This window comes from Pseudomonas sp. S2_C03 (assembly GCF_054668405.1).
Window position 1 is genome coordinate 416026 of record NZ_CP162766.1, and the last position, 22211, is coordinate 438236.

Annotated in this window: 23 protein-coding genes and 1 tRNA gene; 19 read left to right on the forward strand and 5 right to left on the reverse strand. The window is 59.5% G+C overall.

The genetic code is table 11. The annotated features are described in order from the left end of the window. Positions 1-141 precede the first annotated feature (141 nt). The 19 genes from AB4N64_RS01915 to nadA all read left to right on the forward strand — a co-directional run bounded on the left by AB4N64_RS01915 (position 142) and on the right by nadA (position 15275). Positions 142-609 carry a Dps family protein gene (locus tag AB4N64_RS01915; protein WP_460121528.1) on the forward strand — a complete coding sequence of 156 codons (468 nt, stop codon included), beginning with the start codon at positions 142-144 and terminating at the stop codon, positions 607-609. Positions 610-866: 257 nt separating this feature from the next. Further along, a complete protein-coding gene (locus AB4N64_RS01920; protein WP_192305551.1) occupies positions 867-1205 on the forward strand; it encodes a ribbon-helix-helix domain-containing protein in 339 nt (112 codons plus the stop codon). 136 nt (positions 1206-1341) lie between these two features. Continuing rightward, a complete protein-coding gene (locus AB4N64_RS01925) occupies positions 1342-1563 on the forward strand; it encodes an FmdB family zinc ribbon protein (RefSeq protein WP_460121530.1) in 222 nt (73 codons plus the stop codon). Between the two features lie 92 nt (positions 1564-1655). Beyond that, positions 1656-3431: an aspartate--tRNA ligase gene (gene aspS / locus AB4N64_RS01930; protein WP_460121532.1), complete on the forward strand. Its 1776-nt coding sequence runs from the start codon at positions 1656-1658 to the stop codon at positions 3429-3431. 123 nt (positions 3432-3554) lie between these two features. Further along, a complete protein-coding gene (locus AB4N64_RS01935) occupies positions 3555-4301 on the forward strand; it encodes a YebC/PmpR family DNA-binding transcriptional regulator (protein ID WP_460121533.1) in 747 nt (248 codons plus the stop codon). Positions 4302-4460: 159 nt separating this feature from the next. Continuing rightward, on the forward strand, positions 4461-4985 hold the full coding sequence (ruvC, locus tag AB4N64_RS01940) for a crossover junction endodeoxyribonuclease RuvC (RefSeq protein ID WP_192305557.1): 525 nt from the start codon (positions 4461-4463) through the stop codon (positions 4983-4985). A 114-nt stretch (positions 4986-5099) separates the two neighbouring features. Next, positions 5100-5714: a Holliday junction branch migration protein RuvA gene (gene ruvA / locus AB4N64_RS01945; RefSeq protein ID WP_192305559.1), complete on the forward strand. Its 615-nt coding sequence runs from the start codon at positions 5100-5102 to the stop codon at positions 5712-5714. Beyond that, positions 5715-6776 (forward strand): Holliday junction branch migration DNA helicase RuvB, encoded by a 1062-nt coding sequence (ruvB, locus tag AB4N64_RS01950; protein ID WP_460121536.1) that lies wholly within the window; start codon positions 5715-5717, stop codon positions 6774-6776. A 127-nt stretch (positions 6777-6903) separates the two neighbouring features. Beyond that, entirely contained in the window at positions 6904-7371 is a 468-nt protein-coding gene (gene ybgC / locus AB4N64_RS01955) for a tol-pal system-associated acyl-CoA thioesterase (RefSeq protein WP_460121538.1), read from the forward strand. Further along, positions 7361-8056 carry a protein TolQ gene (gene tolQ, locus AB4N64_RS01960; protein WP_460121540.1) on the forward strand — a complete coding sequence of 232 codons (696 nt, stop codon included), beginning with the start codon at positions 7361-7363 and terminating at the stop codon, positions 8054-8056. The genes ybgC and tolQ overlap by 11 nt, the downstream gene beginning before the upstream one ends. A 23-nt stretch (positions 8057-8079) precedes the next feature. Next, on the forward strand, positions 8080-8532 hold the full coding sequence (gene tolR / locus AB4N64_RS01965; protein ID WP_192306394.1) for a protein TolR: 453 nt from the start codon (positions 8080-8082) through the stop codon (positions 8530-8532). Further along, complete coding sequence (gene tolA / locus AB4N64_RS01970) at positions 8532-9611, forward strand: cell envelope integrity protein TolA (RefSeq protein WP_460121542.1); 1080 nt, start codon at positions 8532-8534, stop codon at positions 9609-9611. The genes tolR and tolA overlap by 1 nt, the downstream gene beginning before the upstream one ends. 17 nt (positions 9612-9628) lie before the next feature. Next, entirely contained in the window at positions 9629-10909 is a 1281-nt protein-coding gene (gene tolB, locus AB4N64_RS01975) for a Tol-Pal system beta propeller repeat protein TolB (protein ID WP_460126565.1), read from the forward strand. A gap of 52 nt (positions 10910-10961) precedes the next feature. Next, positions 10962-11459 (forward strand): peptidoglycan-associated lipoprotein Pal, encoded by a 498-nt coding sequence (pal, locus tag AB4N64_RS01980; RefSeq protein WP_150772357.1) that lies wholly within the window; start codon positions 10962-10964, stop codon positions 11457-11459. Between the two features lie 6 nt (positions 11460-11465). Continuing rightward, positions 11466-12305, forward strand: coding sequence for a tol-pal system protein YbgF (gene ybgF / locus AB4N64_RS01985; RefSeq protein ID WP_460121545.1), 840 nt, complete (start codon positions 11466-11468; stop codon positions 12303-12305). Between the two features lie 166 nt (positions 12306-12471). Next, positions 12472-13119: a 7-carboxy-7-deazaguanine synthase QueE gene (gene queE, locus AB4N64_RS01990; protein ID WP_192305571.1), complete on the forward strand. Its 648-nt coding sequence runs from the start codon at positions 12472-12474 to the stop codon at positions 13117-13119. A gap of 1 nt (position 13120) precedes the next feature. Then, positions 13121-13813, forward strand: a complete 693-nt coding sequence (gene queC, locus AB4N64_RS01995) for a 7-cyano-7-deazaguanine synthase QueC (protein WP_460121547.1) — start codon at positions 13121-13123, stop codon at positions 13811-13813. Between the two features lie 63 nt (positions 13814-13876). Further along, positions 13877-13952 (forward strand) — tRNA-Lys (locus AB4N64_RS02000). A 264-nt stretch (positions 13953-14216) separates the two neighbouring features. Continuing rightward, positions 14217-15275: a quinolinate synthase NadA gene (gene nadA, locus AB4N64_RS02005; RefSeq protein WP_460121549.1), complete on the forward strand. Its 1059-nt coding sequence runs from the start codon at positions 14217-14219 to the stop codon at positions 15273-15275. Between the two features lie 128 nt (positions 15276-15403). Here nadA and AB4N64_RS02010 read toward each other — a convergent pair whose 3' ends face one another. The 5 genes from AB4N64_RS02010 to gcvP all read right to left on the reverse strand — a co-directional run bounded on the left by AB4N64_RS02010 (position 15404) and on the right by gcvP (position 22207). After that, the gene (locus tag AB4N64_RS02010; protein ID WP_460121551.1) at positions 15404-15901 is read right to left on the reverse strand and encodes an RDD family protein; all 498 of its coding nucleotides are present in this window, start codon (positions 15899-15901) and stop codon (positions 15404-15406) included. A 94-nt stretch (positions 15902-15995) separates the two neighbouring features. After that, entirely contained in the window at positions 15996-16208 is a 213-nt protein-coding gene (locus AB4N64_RS02015; RefSeq protein WP_007977299.1) for a cold-shock protein, read from the reverse strand. Positions 16209-16611: 403 nt separating this feature from the next. Beyond that, the gene (gene gcvT / locus AB4N64_RS02020) at positions 16612-17736 is read right to left on the reverse strand and encodes a glycine cleavage system aminomethyltransferase GcvT (protein ID WP_460121553.1); all 1125 of its coding nucleotides are present in this window, start codon (positions 17734-17736) and stop codon (positions 16612-16614) included. A 33-nt stretch (positions 17737-17769) separates the two neighbouring features. Next, positions 17770-19146: an L-serine ammonia-lyase gene (locus AB4N64_RS02025; protein ID WP_460121554.1), complete on the reverse strand. Its 1377-nt coding sequence runs from the start codon at positions 19144-19146 to the stop codon at positions 17770-17772. 208 nt (positions 19147-19354) lie between these two features. Further along, on the reverse strand, positions 19355-22207 hold the full coding sequence (gene gcvP, locus AB4N64_RS02030; protein WP_460121556.1) for an aminomethyl-transferring glycine dehydrogenase: 2853 nt from the start codon (positions 22205-22207) through the stop codon (positions 19355-19357). Between the last annotated feature and the right edge of the window lie 4 nt (positions 22208-22211).

Sequence of the window (22211 nt, forward strand, 5' to 3'; positions counted from 1 at the left end):
GCTACTCAAATCAGGGTGTCCAGCGGTGTTTCGAGTCGATTTGTCACAGGCGTCACAGCAATCCGGGCTGCGATTGCGTAGCAGGCTTGCTAGAGTGGTCGTTCACCTGTTGGATGAATTCATCACCGTTAGGGGAATAGCATGGCAATCGATATCGGTATCAGTGAAGAGGATCGCAAGTCCATCGTCGACGGACTTTCGCGCCTGTTGTCGGACACTTACGTCCTTTATTTGAAAACCCATAATTTCCACTGGAATGTCACCGGCCCGATGTTTCGGACCCTGCACCTGATGTTCGAGGAGCAATATAACGAGTTGGCCCTGGCGGTGGACTCGATTGCCGAACGCATTCGTGCGCTGGGTTTCCCGGCTCCGGGCGCCTATTCCATTTATGCGCGCCTTTCTTCGATCAAGGAAGAACCGGGTGTACCCAGTGCCGAGGACATGATCAAGCAATTGGTCGAGGGGCAGGAAGCGGTCACGCGTACGGCGCGGGGGATTTTCCCCCTGCTGGACAAGGTCAGCGACGAGCCGACGGCCGACCTGCTGACCCAGCGCATGCAGGTTCACGAGAAAACTGCATGGATGTTGCGCGCGCTGCTGAGTTGACAGGGCTGCAGTGCGCGATTGACCTGGATCAAGGGGCTTGCGCAGTGTGCTTTTTGCGCCGGGGTTGAGGGATTTCGCGCTCTGCACTGTAGGAAAGCAATCAGACTAGGACCGTCTCCATCGTCCGCCTCGCGTTGTTGGCTTATCCTACGTTGATGGTCATAAAGTCATCTGGATATAACTTTGCGCCTGCGTTTTTATAAGCCTTGCAACATGGCTTTGATAGAAACCAGGAATGGCAAAGGAGTGTCAGCGGTATGGTTTATGACGGTAGATTGAACGAGGGGAGGTTGGGTCCATTAAAGGATGTAAGGATCGACCCCTTTGTCAGTGAATTCGATATGGGGCTGGCGCAGCCATTGTCCCGTTCGGTTCGTTTGAATGGCTTTGCCACCTGTTTGCGGCTTGAGCAGGTTTACTGGGACATTCTGGGGGAGATGGCAAAGATCAACTGTTGTTCGGTCAGCGCCCTCTTGTCCCATGTCGATCGCGAGGTGCACTTGCGGCACGGCGGCGTGAAGAATTTCAGCGGATTGGTGCGGGTCGTCTGCGTCGTGCACAGTCGCAATGAAGAGCGCGGCGGCGTCCTGGCGTAGGTCTTGACGGCGAAATGCATCGAGTGTCGGTCTGTGCAGTCTTACGGCTGCACAGGCCGCATTTAATGGATATAATCCCGCTCTTTGCCGCAAAACCCAGCGTGTGCGGTAGCATTCTGATCGCCGAGACAACCCCATGCCGATGTACGACTACCAATGTGCTTCCTGTGGTCATCAGTTGGAAGCCATTCAAAAGATCAGCGCAGCACCGCTGGTCGACTGCCCTGCCTGTCAGGCGCCAGAGCTCAAGAAGATGCTGTCCATGCCGGGTTTCCGCCTCAGCGGTGCCGGTTGGTACGAAACCGATTTCAAGACCGGTGCCAAGAAGAATCTGGCCGGTGGCGATAAAGCCGACTAAGGTCTGCAACCCGATTGAACGACACGCGCGAGCCCTTGCAGTGCGCAAGGCCTGCAACCGAATTTCGAATTACGAGAAGTGAAACCACGACCATGATGCGCAGCCATTATTGCGGCCAACTGAACGAAAGCCTGGACGGCCAGGAAATTACCCTTTGCGGCTGGGTTCACCGTCGCCGTGACCACGGTGGGGTGATTTTCCTCGATATCCGTGATCGTGACGGTCTGGCCCAGGTGGTTTTCGACCCGGATCGCGCCGAGACCTTCGCCGTTGCCGACCGTGTGCGCAGCGAATACGTGGTCAAGGTCACCGGCAAGGTGCGTCTGCGTCCGGCCGGTGCCACCAACGCCAACATGGCGTCGGGCATGATCGAAGTGCTGGGTTACGAGCTGGAAGTGCTCAACGAAGCGGAAACCCCACCGTTCCCGCTCAACGAGTTCTCCGATGTGGGTGAAGAAACCCGCCTGCGCTATCGCTTCCTCGACCTGCGTCGCCCGGAAATGGCCGAGAAGCTGCGTCTGCGTTCGCGCATGACCACCAGCATCCGTCGCTATCTGGACGAAAACGGCTTCCTCGACGTCGAGACGCCGATCCTGACCCGCGCCACCCCGGAAGGCGCACGCGACTACCTGGTGCCGAGCCGCACCCACGCTGGTTCGTTCTTCGCCCTGCCGCAATCGCCGCAACTGTTCAAGCAACTGCTGATGGTGGCCGGCTTCGACCGTTACTACCAGATCGCCAAGTGCTTCCGCGACGAAGACCTGCGTGCCGACCGTCAGCCTGAGTTCACTCAGATCGACATCGAGACCAGCTTCCTCGACGAAAAAGACATCATGGGCCTGACCGAAGGCATGATCCGCAACCTGTTCAAGGAAGTCCTGGATCTGGAATTCGGCGAGTTCCCGCACATGACCTTCGAAGAGGCCATGCGTCGCTACGGCTCGGACAAGCCGGACCTGCGTAACCCGCTGGAGCTGGTGGACGTGGCCGATCAGCTCAAGGAAGTTGAGTTCAAGGTGTTCAGCGGCCCGGCCAACGACCCTAAATGCCGCGTGACCGCGCTGCGCGTACCAGGCGCTGCGAGCATGCCGCGCAAGCAGATCGACGACTACACCAAGTTCGTCGGCATCTACGGTGCCAAGGGCTTGGCGTACATCAAGGTCAACGAGCGCGCCAAGGGCGTCGAAGGTCTGCAATCGCCGATCGTCAAGAACATCCCTGAGGCTAACCTCAATGTGATCCTCGATCGCGTTGGCGCGGTTGACGGCGACATCGTGTTCTTCGGCGCAGACAAGTTCAAGATCGTCAGCGAAGCCCTGGGCGCGCTGCGCATCAAGCTGGGTCACGACCTGAACCTGCTGACCTGCGAGTGGGCGCCGATGTGGGTCGTCGACTTCCCGATGTTCGAAGAGAACGACGACGGCAGCTTCAGCGCCTTGCACCACCCGTTCACTGCACCCAAGTGCAGCCCGGCAGAGCTGGAAGCCAACCCGGCCACCGCACTGTCGCGTGCCTACGACATGGTCCTGAACGGCACCGAGCTGGGTGGCGGTTCGATCCGTATCCACCGCAAGGAAATGCAACAGGCGGTGTTCCGTCTGCTGGGCATCAACGAAGCGGAACAGGAAGAGAAGTTCGGCTTCCTGCTCGATGCCCTGAAATACGGCGCACCACCGCACGGTGGCCTGGCTTTCGGTCTGGACCGTCTGGTCATGCTGATGACTGGCGCCCAGTCGATCCGTGAAGTGATCGCCTTCCCGAAAACCCAGAGTGCTGCCGACGTGATGACGCAGGCGCCGGGTGTGGTGGATGCCAAGGCGTTGCGCGAATTGCACATTCGTCTGCGCGAAACGCCAAAGGCCGAGTAAGACTGGCCGCAAGGGCGCATCTTCGGATGCGCCCTTTGTTTATGGATAGATCGAAATTTTTATTTGCCGGCCGGCGCCCCAGGGTGTGGCGGGCAATGATTCAAAGAGAATTCGGAGCGAGTTATGGCGGGTCATTCCAAGTGGGCGAACATCAAGCACCGCAAAGAACGTCAGGATGCCAAGAAGGGCAAGATTTTCACCAAGTGGATTCGTGAACTGACCGTCGCTGCCCGCCAGGGTGGTGGTGATCCGGGGTCCAACCCGCGTCTGCGCCTGGCCCTGGACAAGGCGCTGGGGGCGAACATGAGTCGCGACATCATCGATCGCGCCGTTGCTCGCGGTGCCGGTGCGGCTGATACCGACGACATGGTCGAACTGACCTACGAAGGTTACGGCCCCGGTGGTGTGGCAGTGATGGTCGAGTGCATGACCGACAACCGCAACCGTACTGCAGCGGCCGTGCGCCATGCCTTCAGCAAATGCGGTGGCAACCTCGGCACCGATGGTTCCGTGGCCTACCTGTTCGAGCGCAAGGGGCAGATTTCCTTCGCCGCCGGTGTCGACGAAGACGCACTGATGGAAGCGGCGATGGACGCCGATGCTGATGACGTGGTGACCAACGAAGACGGTTCCATCGATGTGTTCACTTCGTTCGCCGGTTTCTATGCCGTGCGTAACGCCCTGGAAGCCGCCGGTTTCAAAGGTGACGACGCGGAAATCGTCATGCTGCCGACCACCAGTGCCGAGCTGGACCTGGAGGGCGCCGAGAAAGTCCTCAAGCTGATCGACATGCTTGAAGACCTCGATGATGTGCAGAACGTCTACTCCAACGTGGACATCCCGGAAGACGTGGCTGCGCAGCTCAGTTAAGGTTGCCCGCCAGTCCCCTGTGGGAGCGGGCTTGCTCGCGATTGCGGTGTGTCAGTTGTCGATGATCAGACTGACCCACCGCCTTCGCGAGCAAGCCCGCTCCCACATTTGTTTTGTGTTGTACTTGGGTATTGTTGATTCACTGACTTCAAAGGCGTTATGACTCTAATACTAGGCATCGACCCCGGCTCGCGCATCACCGGCTACGGCGTAGTCCGCGACACCGGGCGTGGCTGCGAATACGTGGCCTCGGGCTGCATCCGCACCGGAGCGGGTGAGCTGCATGAGCGCCTGCAGATCGTCTATCGCGGCGTGCGGGAGATCATCCAGACCTACCACCCGGTGACCATGGGCATCGAAAAGGTGTTCATGGCGCGCAACGCCGATTCCGCACTGAAGCTGGGGCAGGCCCGAGGGGCGGCCATCGTGGCGGGGGCTGAAGAAAGCCTGGAAATCGCCGAGTACTCCGCGACCCAGGTCAAGCAGGCGGTGGTGGGCACGGGTGCGGCCAACAAGGAGCAGGTGCAGATGATGGTCATGCACATGTTGAAGTTGACCAGTAAACCGCAAATCGATGCCTCGGACGCCCTGGCCATTGCCATTTGCCATGCCCACACCCGATCCAGTCTGTTGCCCCATGGTCTGGGTGCGGCACGCAGTCGTGGCGGACGCCTGCGTCTCTGATAGCATCAGCAGTCCATTTTCTGGAATGAGGGTTTTACGCCTGTGTCGTCGGCGCGAAGCCCTCACTCCATCGGTCGCCAGAACCACCCTGGCCAACGCTCAAGGATCTGTAACGTGATTGGACGCTTGCGCGGCACCCTGGCTGAGAAACAGCCGCCGCACCTGATTCTGGATGTAAACGGTCTGGGCTATGAGCTGGAAGTCCCCATGACCACGCTGTATCGCTTGCCGTCGGTCGGTGAGCCCCTGACGCTGCACACTCATCTGGTCGTGCGTGAAGATGCACAGTTACTCTATGGGTTCGCCAGCAAGCGCGAGCGAGACTTTTTTCGGGAGTTGATCCGTCTTAATGGTGTCGGTCCCAAACTGGCGCTCGCCCTGATGTCGAGCCTGGAAGTCGATGAGCTGGTACGTTGCGTGCAATCCCAGGACACGTCGGCGCTGACCAAGGTGCCAGGGGTGGGCAAGAAGACCGCCGAGCGACTGCTGGTGGAACTCAAGGACCGCTTCAAGGCCTGGGAAACCGTGCCGGCGATGTTTGCCCTGGTTCCCAACCAGCCGGGCGGGCCGGACGTTGCGCCGGTCGCCAGCGCCGAAACCGACGCGGTGAGCGCGCTGATTTCCCTGGGCTACAAGCCGCAGGAAGCCAGCAAGGCCGTTTCCGCGATCAAGGAGAAAGGCTTGAGCAGTGAAGACATGATTCGTCGCGCCCTGAAGGGAATGATCTAAGTGATTGAAGCTGATCGACTGATAACCGCCACACCTGGTCCACGCGAGCGCGAGGAGGTCCAGGACCGGGCGATTCGTCCCGTCAGCCTGGCGGAGTACATTGGCCAGCCGACGGTTCGCGAGCAAATGGAGTTGTTCATCCAGGCCGCGCGCGGGCGCAGCGAATCCCTGGACCATACGCTGATCTTCGGCCCGCCCGGGCTGGGCAAGACGACCCTGGCCAACATCATCGCCCAGGAAATGGGCGTGTCGATCAAGAGCACCTCGGGACCGGTCCTGGAGCGTCCAGGTGATCTCGCTGCGTTGTTGACCAACCTCGAACCTCACGACGTGCTGTTCATCGATGAGATCCATCGGTTGTCGCCGATCGTCGAGGAAGTGTTGTACCCGGCCATGGAAGATTTCCAGCTCGATATCATGATCGGTGAAGGCCCGGCCGCCCGCTCGATCAAGCTCGATCTGCCGCCGTTCACGCTGGTGGGAGCAACGACACGCGCCGGCATGCTGACCAACCCGCTGCGTGACCGCTTCGGTATCGTTCAGCGCCTGGAGTTCTACAGCACCGCGGACCTTGCGACCATCGTCGGCCGTTCGGCGAACATCCTCGGCTTGCCGCTGGATCCGGATGGCGCTTTTGAAATTGCCCGTCGAGCCCGTGGCACCCCGCGGATCGCCAACCGCTTGCTGCGCCGGGTGCGCGATTTTGCCGAGGTACGCGGCAAGGGGCACATTACCAAGCCGATTGCCGACCTTGCGCTGAACCTGCTGGATGTTGACGAGCGTGGCTTCGATCACCAGGACCGTCGTCTGCTCCTGACCATGATCGAGAAATTCGATGGCGGACCGGTTGGGGTCGACAGCCTGGCGGCTGCGATCAGTGAGGAGCGCCACACCATCGAAGACGTGCTGGAGCCCTACCTGATTCAACAGGGTTACATCATGCGCACCCCGAGGGGACGGGTCGTGACCCGGCATGCCTACCTGCATTTTGGCTTAAACATTCCGTCACGATTGGGAGAGAAGCCCGTAGTAGACGAGTTTCTTGATGACGCTGATGATTAATTAACGTTTGCGTGCTGATTTTTCGGGCATTGTGCTGTCCTAGGACCGTACTTTCGCAGGCAAAGCCGCAGAACCATGAAAAACAGTTGCCAAGCCAATTGGCAACCCGAGGAGTAAGCACTAGAGTATGCGCGCGCAAAACGGGCTTGGGCCGTTCGCACATCGTTGTCGCGTTTATTACGAGGACACCGATGCCGGCGGCATCGTGTATTACGTCAATTACCTCAAGTTTATGGAACGGGCTCGAACCGAGCGGCTGCGGGAACTGGGCTTTGCCCAATCCCAGCTGGCAGGGGAGGACCTGTTGTTCGTCGTGCATTCCAGCGAAGCGCGCTACCACGCGCCGGCGCGACTGGACGACGAACTGCTGGTAAGCGCTGAAGTAATCGAATTGAACCGTGCCAGCCTGCGTTTCAAGCAGCAGGTCAGGCGGGCAACGGATGATGTGCTGCTCTGCGAAGGGCAGTTCCTGGTGGCCTGTGTGCGCACCAACAGTTTGAAACCCCGGGCCATTCCCGAAACTCTACGTGCGGCCTTTGCCGACGTGAGCGGCGCGGGTACACACTCAACGCAGGAGATAAAGCGTGGAAGCTAACGTCGTCGACCATTCCTCCATGTGGAGCCTGGTCAGCAATGCCAGTATCGTGGTGCAACTGGTAATGCTGACCCTGGTAGCCGCATCGGTGACCTCATGGATCATGATTTTTCAGCGCAGCAACCTGCTGCGCGCCGGTCGACGTGCGCTGGAGGGCTTCGAGGAGCGCTTCTGGTCGGGTATCGACCTGTCCAAACTCTACCGCCAGGCGGGCAGTAACCCTGACCCGGATTCGGGCGTCGAGCAGATTTTCCGTGCCGGTTTCAAGGAGTTCTCCCGTCTGCGCCAGCAGCCCGGCGTTGATCCAGAAGCCGTGATGGAAGGTGTGGCCCGTGCCATGCGCGTTGCAATCTCCCGTGAAGAAGAAAAGCTCGAGCAGAGCCTCCCGTTCCTGGCCACCGTCGGTTCGGTCAGCCCTTACATCGGTCTGTTCGGTACGGTGTGGGGGATCATGAACTCCTTCCGTGGCTTGGCCACTGCCCAGCAAGCAACCCTGGCCACCGTAGCCCCGGGTATTGCCGAGGCCCTGATCGCCACCGCGATCGGTCTGTTCGCCGCCATCCCGGCCGTTATCGCCTACAACCGTTTCGCCGCTCGCAGTGAAACGCTGATTGGCCGCTACTACACCTTCGCCGATGAATTCCAGGCGATCCTGCACCGCAAAGTGCACACCAGCGAAGACTAAGCAGGTAATTTCCAATGGCTTTAATCGCTCGAGCCCGCAATAAGCGCAAGCCGGTTGCCGAGATGAACGTGGTGCCTTACATCGACGTGATGCTGGTACTGCTGGTCATCTTCATGGTGACCGCGCCAATGCTCAATCAGGGCGTGAAAGTTGATCTGCCCAAGGTTTCCAGCGAAGCCTTGCCGCAGGACAACAACACTCAGGTCCTGACTATTTCGATCAAGGCTGACAAGACCTACTACTGGAACCTTGGCAGCGAAGTCGACACCGAAAAGCAGCAGGATCGCGCCATGACCCTGCCGCAGATGACGGATGCGGTGACCAAGATCATTCGTGCCGGCAACGAGGGCGGCAAGCACACCCAGGTGTTCATTCGTGGCGACAAGACCGTCGATTACGGTGCCGTCATGGGGGCCATGGGTGGGTTGCAGAAAGCCGGGGTCGGTAACGTTGGTCTGATTACCGAGGCGCCCTGATGCAGCAACAGCGAGAGCCAACAGCCTCGGAAAGCTACTTCTGGCCCAGTGTCTGGGCGATCTGCTTGCACGTGCTGGTGTTCGGCATGCTGTTCGTCAGTTTCGCCTTTACGCCTGAGTTGCCGCCGGCCAAGCCCATTGTCCAGGCCACCCTGTACCAGCTGAAATCGAAAAGTCAGGCCACCACCCAGACCAATCAGAAGATTGCGGGTGAAGCGAAGAAGTCGGCTGCGCGCCAGACCGAAGTCGAGCAGATGGAACAGAAGAAGGTCGAGCAGGAAGCGATAAAGGCTGCGGAACAAAAGAAAGAAGAAGCGGCTCAAAAGGCCGAGGAAGCCAAGAAGGCCGACGAGTCGAAGAAAGCCGAAGAGGCGAAAAAGGCTGATGAAGCCAAGAAAGCCGATGAAGCGAAGAAGACCGCCGAAGCCAAGAAGGCAGAAGAGAAACAATTGGCTGATATAGCCAAGAAGAAAGCCGAAGAAGAAGCCAAGAAGGCTGCTGAAGAAGAGGCCAAGAAAGCGGCCGCTGAAGAAGCGAAGAAAAAGATCGTCGAAGACGCGAAAAAGAAAGCCGCTGAAGACGCCAAGAAAAAAGCTGAAGCTGAAGAGGCGAAGAAAAAAGTCGCCGACGAAGCGAAGAAGAAAGCTGCTGCCGATGCTGCGAAGAAGAAATCGCAGGACGCGGCACGTAAATCCGCCGAGGATAAAAAGGCTCAGGCCCTGGCTGATTTGCTTTCCGACACGCCGCAGCGTCAGCAGGCCCTGGCGGACGAGCAGGGTGACGAAGTCGCCGGCAGCTTCGATGACCTGATTCGCGCTCGTGCAGCGGAGGGCTGGGCTCGCCCACCTTCAGCACGCAAGGGCATGACGGTGGTGTTGCAGATCGGCATGTTGCCGGACGGTACGGTGACCTCGGTCAGCGTGGCCAAATCCAGTGGTGACGGTCCGTTTGACGCATCGGCTGTGGCAGCGGTGAAGAATATTGGACGTTTGACAGAAATGCAGGGAATGAAGCCGAGCGATTTCGCTCCGTATCGTTCCTTCAAGATGACATTTACACCTGAGGATCTAGCCTTGTGAGAAACCTTCTTCGAGGAATGCTGATCGCAATCTGCTGCATGGCAGGTCTGGCGATGGCGGATGAGAAAAATATTCTGGTCACCAGCGGCAGTGATCGGGCAACACCGATTGCCGTCGTGCCTTTTGGTAACCAGGGCGGTAGCGTGCTGCCGGACGACATGGCTGAAATCATCGGTAACGACCTGCGTAACTCGGGTTACTACTCGCCGATTCCGAAGCAAAACATGATCAGCCAGCCAAGTCAGGCCAGCGAAATCATCTACCGCGACTTCAAGGCGCTGGGTGCCCAGTACATCATGGTCGGCAGCATCGCGCCGGCCGGTGGTCGCCTGCAGGTCCAGTACGCGCTGTTCAACGTCGCCACCGAGCAGCAAGTGCTGACCGGCAGCGTGTCGGGTGGTGTTGATCAACTGCGTGACATGGCGCACTACATTGCCGACCAGTCGTTCGAAAAACTCACCGGTATCAAAGGTGCATTCTCGACTCGCCTGCTGTACGTGACGGCAGAACGTTTCTCCGAGAAGAACACCCGCTACACGCTGCAACGCTCGGACTACGACGGTGCCCGTGCCGTGACCCTGCTGCAATCGCGCGAGCCGATCCTGTCGCCGCGTTTCGCGCCTGATGGCAAGCGTATCGCCTATGTGTCGTTCGAGCAGAAGCGTCCACGTATCTTCATGCAGAACATCGACACCGGTCGCCGTGAGCAACTGACCAATTTCGAGGGCCTGAACGGTGCACCCGCCTGGTCGCCGGATGGCAATCGCCTGGCATTCGTGCTGTCGAAGGACGGTAACCCGGACATTTACGTGATGAACCTGGGTTCGCGTCAGATCACTCGTGTGACCAATGGTCCTGGCATCAATACCGAACCGTTCTGGGGCAAGGATGGTTCGACCATCTACTTCACCTCGGACCGTGGCGGCAAGCCACAGATCTACAAAACCAGCGTCGGTGGCGGCGGGGCGGAGCGTGTGACCTTCGTGGGTAACTACAACGCCAACCCTAAACTGTCGGCTGATGAAAAGACGCTGGTGATGATTCACCGCCAGGACGGTTTCACCAATTTCAAGGTGGCAGCCCAGGATTTGCAGCGAGGAAGTGTAAAAATCCTCACTGATAGCACTCTGGACGAGTCGCCTACTGTTGCGCCCAACGGCACCATGGTAATCTACGCCACCCGCCAGCAGGGCCGGGGAGTCTTGATGCTCGTGTCCATTAATGGACGCGTAAGGCTCCCGCTTCCTACCGCACAAGGCGAAGTCAGAGAACCTTCCTGGTCCCCTTACCTGAACTGACGCGGCGCTTTACGTTTTACTTAACACACTGGGGTTCATTAGGAGTTTCACGATGGAAATGCTGAAGTTTGGTAAATTTGCTGCGCTGGCTCTGGCCATGGCTGTAGCTGTAGGTTGCTCGTCCAAAGGCGGCGACAACGCCGGTGAAGGCGCTGTTGATCCAAACGCTGGTTACGGCGCTAACACTGGTGCTGTTGACGGCTCCCTGAGCGAAGAAGCTGCTCTGCGCGCAATCACCACCTTCTACTTCGAATACGACAGCTCGGACCTGAAGCCAGAAGCCATGCGCTCCCTGGACGTTCACGCCAAAGACCTGAAAGCAAACGGCGCTCGCGTTGTTCTGGAAGGCAACACCGACGAACGTGGTACTCGTGAGTACAACATGGCACTGGGCGAGCGTCGTGCGAAAGCCGTTCAGCGCTACCTGGTACTGCAAGGTGTTTCCCCAGCTCAGCTGGAACTGGTTTCCTACGGCGAAGAGCGTCCAGTTGCTACCGGCAACGACGAGCAGTCCTGGGCTCAAAACCGTCGCGTCGAACTGCGTAAGTAATTCGATATGCGAACGTGCCTTCGTGCTGTAACTGTATTGGCTCTCAGCCTCGCTCCGCTTGCGGTGTGGGCTGCGGTTCCTGTGGTCGATAATGACTCCGGCTATAACAATAGCGGGAGTAGTACTCCGCCAGCCGGTTACGGTACGAACGGCGCCTATGCCGGGGGAGGGGCTGCGGCTCCTGCCTCGGCACAGGGCATGCTGTTCAACCAGCTGCAACAAATGCAGGATCAGATTTCGCGTCAGCAAGGCGTGATTGAAGAACTGCAAAATCAGGTTTCGCGCATGAAGCAGGAATCCCTGGAGCGATACCAGGATCTTGATCGGCGCATAGGGAACGGCGTTGCACCAGCCGCGACTCCCGAGAATTCTCCAGCCGGTGGCGACTTGAACGCCACCGGTGCAGCCGCCGGCGCAGGTGCGGGAGCGGCTGCCGCTCAAGCCCCGGCAGCAGGCAGCGAACCCGCTGATCCGGCCAAGGAAAAACTGTACTACGATGCAGCCTTCGACCTGATCAAAGCCAAGGATTTCGACAAGGCCAGCCAGGCTTTCAGCGCTTTCCTGCGCAAGTACCCCAACAGCCAGTACGCCGGCAATGCCCAGTACTGGTTGGGCGAAGTGAACCTGGCCAAAGGTGATCTGCAAGGTGCGGGTCAGGCTTTCGCCAAGGTTTCCCAGCTTTATCCCAAGCACAACAAAGTGCCTGACTCGCTGTACAAGCTGGCTGACGTAGAACGCCGCCTGGGTCATCCCGACAAGGTCAAAGGCATTTTGCAACAGGTTGTGTCTCAATACCCGGGCACTTCCGCCGCTCAGTTGGCCCAACGTGATTTGCAGCGCATGTAACGCGGCTTGACCCGATTGGAAGAAACCCGCGCTTGTCGCGGGTTTTTTCGTTAGAATTCACGCCCTTTTTATGAAACACGCTTTTTGGGATCTGCGCGTTGGCGGGGTTCCTTGAAGTGCCTGACGGAGGCGGACAGCCTGTTTAGCTGTTACGCCCGTGGCGACTATGCAAGACACATTGAGAATCACCGAAGTTTTCTACTCGTTGCAGGGGGAAACGCGGACTGCCGGGCTGCCCACTGTTTTCGTGCGCCTGACCGGTTGCCCTTTGCGTTGCCAGTACTGCGACAGCGCCTACGCGTTTTCCGGCGGAACCGTGCGCACCCTCGACGACATCCTCGAACAGGTCGCCGGCTTTCGCCCGCGCTACGTGTGCGTCACGGGTGGTGAGCCTTTGGCCCAACCGAACGCCATCCCATTGCTCAAGCAGTTGTGCGACGCCGGTTACGAGGTGTCACTGGAAACCAGTGGCGCACTGGACATCTCGGCGGTCGATCCTCGTGTCAGTCGCGTGGTCGACCTCAAGACTCCGGATTCGAAGGAAGCACACCGCAATCGCTACGAGAATATCGAACTGCTTACACCCAACGACCAGGTGAAGTTTGTCATTTGCTCGCGGGAAGACTATGACTGGGCAGTGTCCAAGCTGATCCAGTACGGTCTGGAGCGGCGCGCTGGCGAGGTGCTGTTTTCGCCAAGTCACCATGACCTGAATGCACGGGACCTGGCTGATTGGGTGGTTGCAGACAACCTGCCGGTCCGTTTGCAATTGCAGCTGCATAAATATCTTTGGAATGACGAGCCGGGGCGCTGAGATGACTGAACAAACCAATACTGCGGAAAAACGTGCGGTCATCCTGCTGTCCGGCGGACTCGACTCGGCAACGGTCGTGGCCATGGCCCGGGCACAGGGCTACGCGTGCTACACCATGAGCTTCGACTACGGCCAACGCTCCCACGCGGAACTGCACGCCGCCGAGCGCGTCGCTCGCGACCTGGGCGTGATCGAGCACAAGGTCATCGGTTTGAACCTGAACGGCATGGGCGGCTCGGCGTTGACCGACACCAGCATCGACATCCCGGAAGAGGCAGGTGAGGGCATTCCCGTGACCTACGTGCCTGCGCGCAACACGGTGTTTCTGTCTCTCGCCCTGGGCTGGGCCGAGGTGCTCGGCGCCCGTGACATCTTCATTGGCGTGAACGCCGTGGATTACTCCGGCTACCCGGACTGCCGCCCGGAGTTCGTCGAGTCTTTCGAGCGCATGGCCAACCTGGCGACCAAGGCCGGTGTCGAAGGCAATGGTTTCCGCATCCAGGCACCGTTGCAGAACATGAGCAAGGCACAAATCGTCGAGACGGGTGTGAAGCTCGGCGTGGATTACGGGTTGACCGTTTCCTGCTATCAAGCCGATAACAGTGGGCGTGCGTGCGGTAAATGCGACAGCTGCCGACTGCGTGCAGAAGGCTTCGCAGCGGCCGGAATCAGCGATCCAACACCCTATTTTTAAGTTTTTTTAAATAAGGTGTTGAATAACCTATAAAAATCAGTATTATACGCGCCACCACACAGCGGGTCGTTAGCTCAGTTGGTAGAGCAGTTGGCTTTTAACCAATTGGTCGTAGGTTCGAATCCCACACGACCCACCATTTTTAGCAGTTTTAAAAGTCTGGAAGGCCCACGAAGGTGAGGATTTCCGGATTTTTTTTTGCCTGCGATTCAGGGAGTTGCCCCTCCGGGACTGCGCCGCATGACGCGGGTCAGAAGGGCCTTTTGCATCGACCGGATATTCTGTAGCCTTGCCCAGCTTCACCGTGCCTGATGCATACCCACTTTCCCGGCGGTGCCCTTTAGGGTCCGGAGCCGGGTGTATACTCGACTTTCGCGCGAATGCGCCTGCAGGTCTTGCGAATATGACGCAGATTTCCGAACGCCTTCTGGTACAAGCCCACCTCGATGCCAAGCAGCCCAAGCCGCTGAGCACCGAAGAAGAGGCCTACTACCGTGCCGCCATCGCTGCCGAGCTCAAGGCTCAGGACGCTGTACTGGTGGCCCATTTCTATTGTGATCCGATCATTCAGGCCTTGGCTGAAGAAACCGGCGGCTGTGTTTCCGACTCGCTGGAGATGGCGCGCTTCGGCAATGCCCATCCGGCCAAGACCGTCGTGGTCGCCGGGGTGAAGTTCATGGGCGAAACGGCCAAGATCCTCAACCCCGAGAAGCGCGTGCTGATGCCGACTCTGGAGGCCACCTGCTCGCTGGACCTGGGTTGCCCGGTGGATGAGTTCTCGGCGTTCTGTGATCAGCACCCGGAACGCACCGTGGTCGTTTATGCCAACACCTCAGCGGCCGTCAAGGCGAGGGCGGATTGGGTCGTGACGTCCAGCTGTGCGCTGGAGATCGTCGAAAGCCTGATGGATAACGGCGAAACGATCATCTGGGGGCCGGACAAGCATCTGGGCACCTACATCCAACGCAAGACCGGTGCGGACATGTTGTTGTGGGACGGTGCCTGTATCGTTCATGAGGAGTTCAAGTCCAAGCAACTTGAAGACATGAAGGCGTTGTATCCGGACGCAGCCATTCTGGTGCACCCCGAATCACCGACTTCCGTGATCGAGCTGGCGGACGCCGTGGGCTCGACCAGTCAACTGATCGCAGCGGCGCAAACCCTGCCGAACAAGACGCTGATCGTCGCCACGGATCGTGGCATTTTCTACAAGATGCAGCAGCTGTGCCCGGACAAGGTGTTTATCGAAGCACCAACGGCCGGTAACGGCGCCGCGTGCCGCAGTTGCGCGCATTGCCCGTGGATGGCAATGAACACCCTGGAACGCACGCTCAAGTGCCTGAAGGAAGGCACCAACGAGATCTTTGTCGACCCGGCGCTGATTCCCCAGGCGATTCGTCCGCTCAAGCGCATGCTCGATTTCACCCAGGCGGCCCGGATGAAGCTGGCGGGAAACGCCTGACACCGCCTCGCGAGCAAGGGAAGCGCAGTCCCCTGTAGGAGCGAGTTTACTCGCGATGGTAGTCCAGACACCGCGGGCATCCAGGCCGCACGCGGTATCGTTGGCGATCATCGCGGGCAAGCCCGCTCCTACAGGTCACTCTTTTTCTTCTTCGGAATCCGCACCAACTCAGTGCCTGAATAGATGTCATGCCAGCTGCGCTTCTGCTTGTCGAACAGCGACCAGACAAATCCCAGCCCTACGCACAGCCACGATGCGATCGACACAATAAAGCGCAGCAGCGCCTGCCACAGGCTGATGGACGAGCCGTCGGCGTTCTGTACGCGGATGCACCACACCTGCATGCCCAGGGTCTGGCCGGTCATGGTCCAGAACTTGGCGAAGAAGCCGAACAATACAAAAAACAGCACTGTCGACAGCAGTGGATCGCCATCCAGCGCGCCCGCTTCTGTGAGAGTGCGCATCCGGTCTTCGCCGATGATCGCCATCTGGATCATCTTGTAGACGCCGCTGGTCACGATCAGCAGGGCGGTGCACAGCAGGAAGTCATAGAACATCGCTGCCAGGCGGCGACCCAGGGTCGCGGCGGGGAACTCGCCCTGTGGTTTGAGCTGGTGTTTGGACATGCCAGGGGTCTCAAGAAAAAGAAGCCCATTTTACGGATTTACGCGCACAAAAAAGCCCCTGATGTCAGCATCAGGGGCTTTTTCGTTACGAAGATCAGGCTTCTGCTTGAACTTCGTCAGCCTGCATGCCTTTCTGGCCTTGCACGGCGATGAAGGTCACTTTCTGGCCTTCTTTCAGGCTCTTGAAGCCGTTGCCCTGAATAGCGCGGAAATGCACAAACAGATCCGGACCGCTTTCTGGAGTGATAAAACCAAAACCTTTCTCGTCGTTAAACCACTTGACGGTACCGCTCTGACGTTGGGACATTTCTTATTTCCTTTGACGCTAAATTAATGACAGCCTCCTTCTCATGAAAGAGTACTGGAGCTGGTTGCAGGAGAGTAAGAAGACGTCGAACGGGATGTAGCTAACTTGTAGGCTACTGCCCAGGTCACGATTCCAAGCGACCCATGCAAACACAGTGAACAAACTCTACGCCAACTATGGGAGAAAAAACAAGCCCTTGTTAGAGGCCCGTATTTGCTCGGGTTGATGACGTTAGTCGGTCCACTAGAGCATTCTTATTCGATCATGTTGTTCACTCGTTTTCGATCGTTATAAGCAACGTTCATAAACGAAGGTAATAATCGAATAATGCACTGTTTTATGGCGGTTGCGTTACACATTAGTGCACTGTTAACGCAACCGCGTTACTTATAGAAACAGTCAATCAGCCACGATAGTAGCGTTGTGGCACGAATGGCATTTTGCTTACAAGCAAAGACACCTTTTTCCCACGTACGATTGCCCAGACGGGCGTGTCGATGGCGACGTAGGCGCTATCGAGGTAACCCATGGCCAGGGGAGCGCCCAGGGTCGGGCCGAAGCCACCGCTGCACACGCGGCCGATGATGTCGCCAGCTTCGTTGACGATTTCTGCGCCTTCTCGCACGGGCGTACGTTCCTGTGGCAACAGGCCTACACGTTTGCGACTGACGCCGGACTGCTGTTGCGCAAATATTGTATCGGCGCCCGGGAAACCACCGGCACGAGCGCCATCGGCGCGACGTGGCTTGGAGATGGCCCACAACAGGCTCGCTTCGATCGGGCTGGTGTCGGTGTTCATGTCATGGCCGTAGAGGCACAGGCCTGCTTCCAGGCGTAACGAGTCGCGTGCGCCAAGGCCGATGGCTTCGACTTCCGGCTCGGCGAGCAGGGCGCGGGCCAAGGCTTCGGCGCTGGCAGCCGGCACGGAGATTTCGAAACCGTCTTCACCGGTGTAACCCGAACGGCTGACAAAGCAGTCCACGCCCAGCAGTTTCACCCGGGTGAATTGCATGAACGTCATGTTTGCCACTTCCGGCGCGAGGCGTGCGAGCACGGTGACGGCGGCCGGGCCCTGCAGCGCCAGCAATGCACGCTCTTCGAACAGCGGTTCGACGGTGCATTGCTCGCCGATATGTTTGCGCAGGTGCGCCAGGTCCTGATCCTTGCACGCGGCGTTGACCACCAGGAAGAGCTCGTCGTTACCGAGGTTGGCAACCATCAGGTCGTCGAGAATGCCGCCGGTTTCGTTGGTGAACATGGCATAACGCTGCATGCCTACCGGCAAATCGATGATGTCCACCGGCACCAGGGTTTCCAGGGCCTTGGCGGCATTGGCGCCGGTCAGGCGAATCTGACCCATGTGCGAAACATCGAACAGCCCAGCCTGATCACGAGTGTGCTGATGCTCCTTCATCACGCCCAGCGGGTACTGCACTGGCATGTCGTAGCCAGCGAACGGCACCATGCGGGCGCCGAGTTCGATGTGCAGCGCGTGCAACGGGGTTTTCAACAATTGTTCGGTGGACATATCCAGCTCCTGAAAGTCGTGCGGATGCGTGCATCAGCACTCGATAATGTTGACCGCCAAACCGCCACGGGCGGTTTCCTTGTATTTGCTTTTCATGTCGGCGCCAGTCTGGCGCATGGTGCGGATGACCTTGTCGAGCGAGACGAAATGTTGTCCGTCGCCGCGCATGGCCATGCGTACCGCGTTGATGGCCTTGACCGAACCCATGGCGTTGCGCTCGATGCAGGGCACCTGCACCAACCCGCCAATGGGGTCGCAGGTCAGGCCGAGGTTGTGTTCCATGCCGATTTCGGCGGCGTTTTCCACTTGCTGCACGGTGCCGCCGAGCACTTCGCAAAGCGCTCCGGCCGCCATCGAGCAGGCCACGCCGACTTCACCCTGGCAGCCCACCTCGGCGCCGGAGATCGAAGCGTTTTCCTTGTAGAGGATGCCGATGGCAGCCGCCGTCAGCAGGAAACGCACGACGCCGTCTTCGTTGGCACCGGGGATGAAGCGCATGTAGTAATGCAGCACCGCCGGGACGATACCCGCCGCACCATTCGTGGGGGCGGTCACGACGCGTCCGCCGTTGGCGTTTTCTTCGTTGACCGCCAGGGCGTACAGGTTGACCCAGTCCAGCACAGACAACGGATCGCGCAACGACGACTCCGGGTTCTTGCACAGTTGCCGGTGCAGCGCTGCCGCCCGGCGTTTGACCTTCAATCCGCCTTGCAGGATGCCTTCGTTGCGGCAACCCGCGTCAACGCAATCCTGCATGACCTGCCAGATTTTCAGCAGCCCGGCACGGGTTTCCGCTTCCGGGCGCCAGGCGCTCTCGTTGGTCAGCATCACCTGGCTGATCGACAGTCCATAGGTGGTGCAATGTCCCAGCAGATCCTTGGCGCTCTTGAACGGAAACGTGAGCGCGGTGGCATCTTCGACGATACGGTCGGCGCCGGCGGCGTCTTCATCGACGACAAAACCGCCGCCCACCGAGTAGTACTCACGGCTGCGGATCTGCAGGCCCGCAGCGTCGAAGGCGCGAAAAATCATGCCATTGGGGTGATACGCCAATGGTTTGCGGATCATCGCCAGGTGTTCTTTCTCGTTGAAGGCGATGGAGTGTTCGCCGAGCAGGTTCAGGCGACCGTTGCCACGAATCTCCTGGAGGCGTGCGGCAACGGTTTCGGTGTTCACGGTATCCGGGTGTTCACCTTCCAGGCCCAGCAACACGGCCTTGTCACTGCCGTGGCCCTTGCCCGTGGCGCCGAGTGAGCCGTAGAGCTCGACCTTGACACAGGTGGTGGTGGCCAGCAGATCGTCACGGCGCAAGCCTTCAGCGAAGCGGGCAGCGGCACGCATCGGGCCGACGGTGTGGGAACTGGAAGGACCGATGCCAATCTTGAACAGGTCGAACACGCTTAAAGACATGGGCGGCTCCCGTGGAGCAGTTGGAAGCGGCAAGCTTCAAGCGGCAAGCCAGAGCAATTTGCTTTTGACTTGTCGCTTCAGGCTTGCCGCTAGGGGCTTGAAGCTTATAGCTGTTTCAAGTTGGAAGCGGCGAGCTTCAAGCGGCAAGCCACAGCAGTTTGCTGTTAAGGCTTGCAGCTTGGGGCTCGAAGCTCTTAGCTGCTTCTGTTCAAGCGTAGCTTTCGATCGACGGGCAAGCGCACACCAGGTTGCGATCGCCGAAGACGTTGTCGACGCGACCGACCGGCGGCCAGTATTTGCCTTCGATCAGCGACGCAACCGGGTACACCGCTTGCTCGCGGCTGTACGGATGCGACCACTCGCCGACCAACTCCTGTGCGGTATGCGGGGCGTTTTTCAGCGGGTTGTCGTCCTTGTCCAGCGTGCCGTTTTCCACCGCGCGGATTTCTTCACGGATGCGGATCATGGCGTCACAGAAGCGGTCCAGTTCTTCCCTGGATTCACTTTCGGTCGGCTCGATCATCAGCGTGCCCGCCACCGGGAACGACATGGTTGGGGCGTGGAAGCCGAAGTCGATCAGGCGCTTGGCCACGTCATCGACGCTGATGCCGCTGCTGTCCTTGAGCGGGCGCAGGTCGAGGATGCATTCGTGCGCCACCAGGCCGTTGCTGCCGGTGTACAGCACCGGGTAGTGCTCTTCGAGGCGACGGGAGATGTAGTTGGCATTGAGGATGGCCAACTGCGAGGCGCGTTTGAGGCCGGCGCCGCCCATCATGCGAATGTACATCCAGGTGATCGGCAGGATACTCGCGCTGCCGAACGGCGCCGCGCAGACCGCGCCTTCCTTGCGTGCCATCTGGGCGTGGCCCGGCAGGAACGGCGCCAGGTGCGATTTCACGCCAATTGGGCCGACGCCCGGGCCGCCACCGCCGTGGGGAATGCAGAAAGTCTTGTGCAGGTTCAGGTGCGATACGTCACCGCCGAACTTGCCCGGTGCGCAGAGGCCGACCATGGCGTTCATGTTGGCGCCGTCGATATACACCTGGCCGCCGTTGTCATGAATGATGCCGCAGATTTCGCGGATGCCTTCTTCGAACACGCCGTGTGTCGACGGGTAAGTGATCATCAGCGCGGCGAGGTGTTCGCGGTGCTCGATGGCTTTGGCGCGCAAGTCTTCGATGTCGACGTTGCCGCGCGCATCGCAGGCGGTGACCACGACACGCATGCCGGCCATCTGGGCGGTGGCCGGGTTGGTGCCGTGGGCGGACGACGGGATCAGGCAGATGTCGCGGCGGTCTTCGCCACGGCTCTGATGATAGGCGCGAATCGCCAGGAGGCCGGCGTATTCGCCTTGCGAACCGGCGTTGGGTTGCAGCGAGATCGAGTCGTAGCCGGTGGCGGCGCAGAGCATCGCTTCCAGCTCATCGGTCAACTGCTGATAACCGGCGCTTTGCTCGGCCGGGGCGAACGGGTGCAGGGCGCCGAACTCAGCCCAGGTCACCGGAATCATTTCGCTGGCGGCGTTGAGTTTCATGGTGCACGAACCCAACGGGATCATGGTGCGATCCAGGGCCAGGTCCTTGTCGGCGAGCTTGCGCAGGTAGCGCATCAGCTCGGTTTCCGAGTGATAACGGTTGAACACCGGGTGGCTGAGGATCGGCGACTGGCGAACCAGCGTCGCCGGGATAGTGCCCTGGACCGAGGCGGCGAGGGCGGCGAAGTCAGGCAGCGCCTTGCCTTCGGCCAGCAGGGCCCACAGGGCTTCAACATCGGCCTGGGTGCTGGTCTCGTCCAGGGACAGGCCCAGGCGTTCGGCATCGACCACGCGCAGGTTGATCTGCTGGGCGTGCGCCTTGTCGTGCAGCTTGGCGGTGTTCGCGCCGGTCTTGAGGGTCAGCGTATCGAAGAAATGTTCCTGCTCGACGCTCAAGCCCAAGGTTTTCAGGCCCTTGGCCAGAATCGCAGTCAGTTGGTGAATGCGACGGGCAATCTGCGTCAGGCCTTTGGGGCCATGGTAGACGGCGTACATGCTGGCGATGTTGGCCAGCAGCACTTGTGCGGTGCAGATGTTGCTGGTGGCTTTCTCGCGACGGATGTGTTGTTCGCGGGTCTGCATGGCCAGGCGTAGGGCCGGCTTACCGAAACGGTCCACGGAAACACCGACCAGACGGCCCGGCATGTCGCGCTTGAACGCGTCCTTGGTGGAGAAGTACGCCGCGTGCGGGCCACCGAAGCCCAGCGGTACGCCGAAGCGCTGGGCGCTGCCGATGGCCACGTCGGCGCCGAATTCGCCCGGCGGGGTCAGTACGGTCAGGGCCAGCAGGTCGGCCGCCACCGCAACCAGAGCATTGGCGGCGTGGAAGCGCTCGGTCAGTTCGCGGTAGTCGAACACATCACCGTTGCTTGCCGGGTATTGCAGCAGCGCGCCGAAGAAGGGCGTCACGTCACTCAGTTCACGCTCATCGCCCACCACGACGTCGATGCCCAGTGGCTCGGCACGAGTGCGCAGCACGTCGAGGGTTTGCGGGTGGCAATGGGCAGAGGCGAAGAATTTGTGGCTGCCCTTGTTCTTGCTCAGGCGCTTGCAGAAGGTCATGGCTTCGGCGGCGGCGGTGGCTTCGTCGAGCAAGGAGGCGTTGGCGATCGGCAGGCCGGTCAGGTCGCTGATCAGGGTCTGGAAGTTCAGCAGTGCTTCGAGACGGCCCTGGGAAATTTCCGGCTGGTACGGGGTGTAGGCGGTGTACCAGGCCGGGTTTTCCAGCAGGTTGCGCAGGATCGGCGCCGGTGTGTGGGTGCCGTAGTAACCCTGGCCGATATAGGTCTTGAACAGTTGGTTTTTGCCGGCGATGCCCTTGATCATCGCCAGGGCGTCGGCTTCGCTGAGGCCATCATCCATGCCGAGCACGCTGGTGCCTTTGATGCTTTCCGGGATCACGCTGGCGCTCAGGGCTTCGAGCGAGTCGAAACCGAGGCTGTTGAGCATGGCCTGCTCATCGCCGGAACGTGGACCGATATGGCGGGCGATGAATTCGTTGGCGGTGCTGAGGTTTACTTGAGTCATGTGC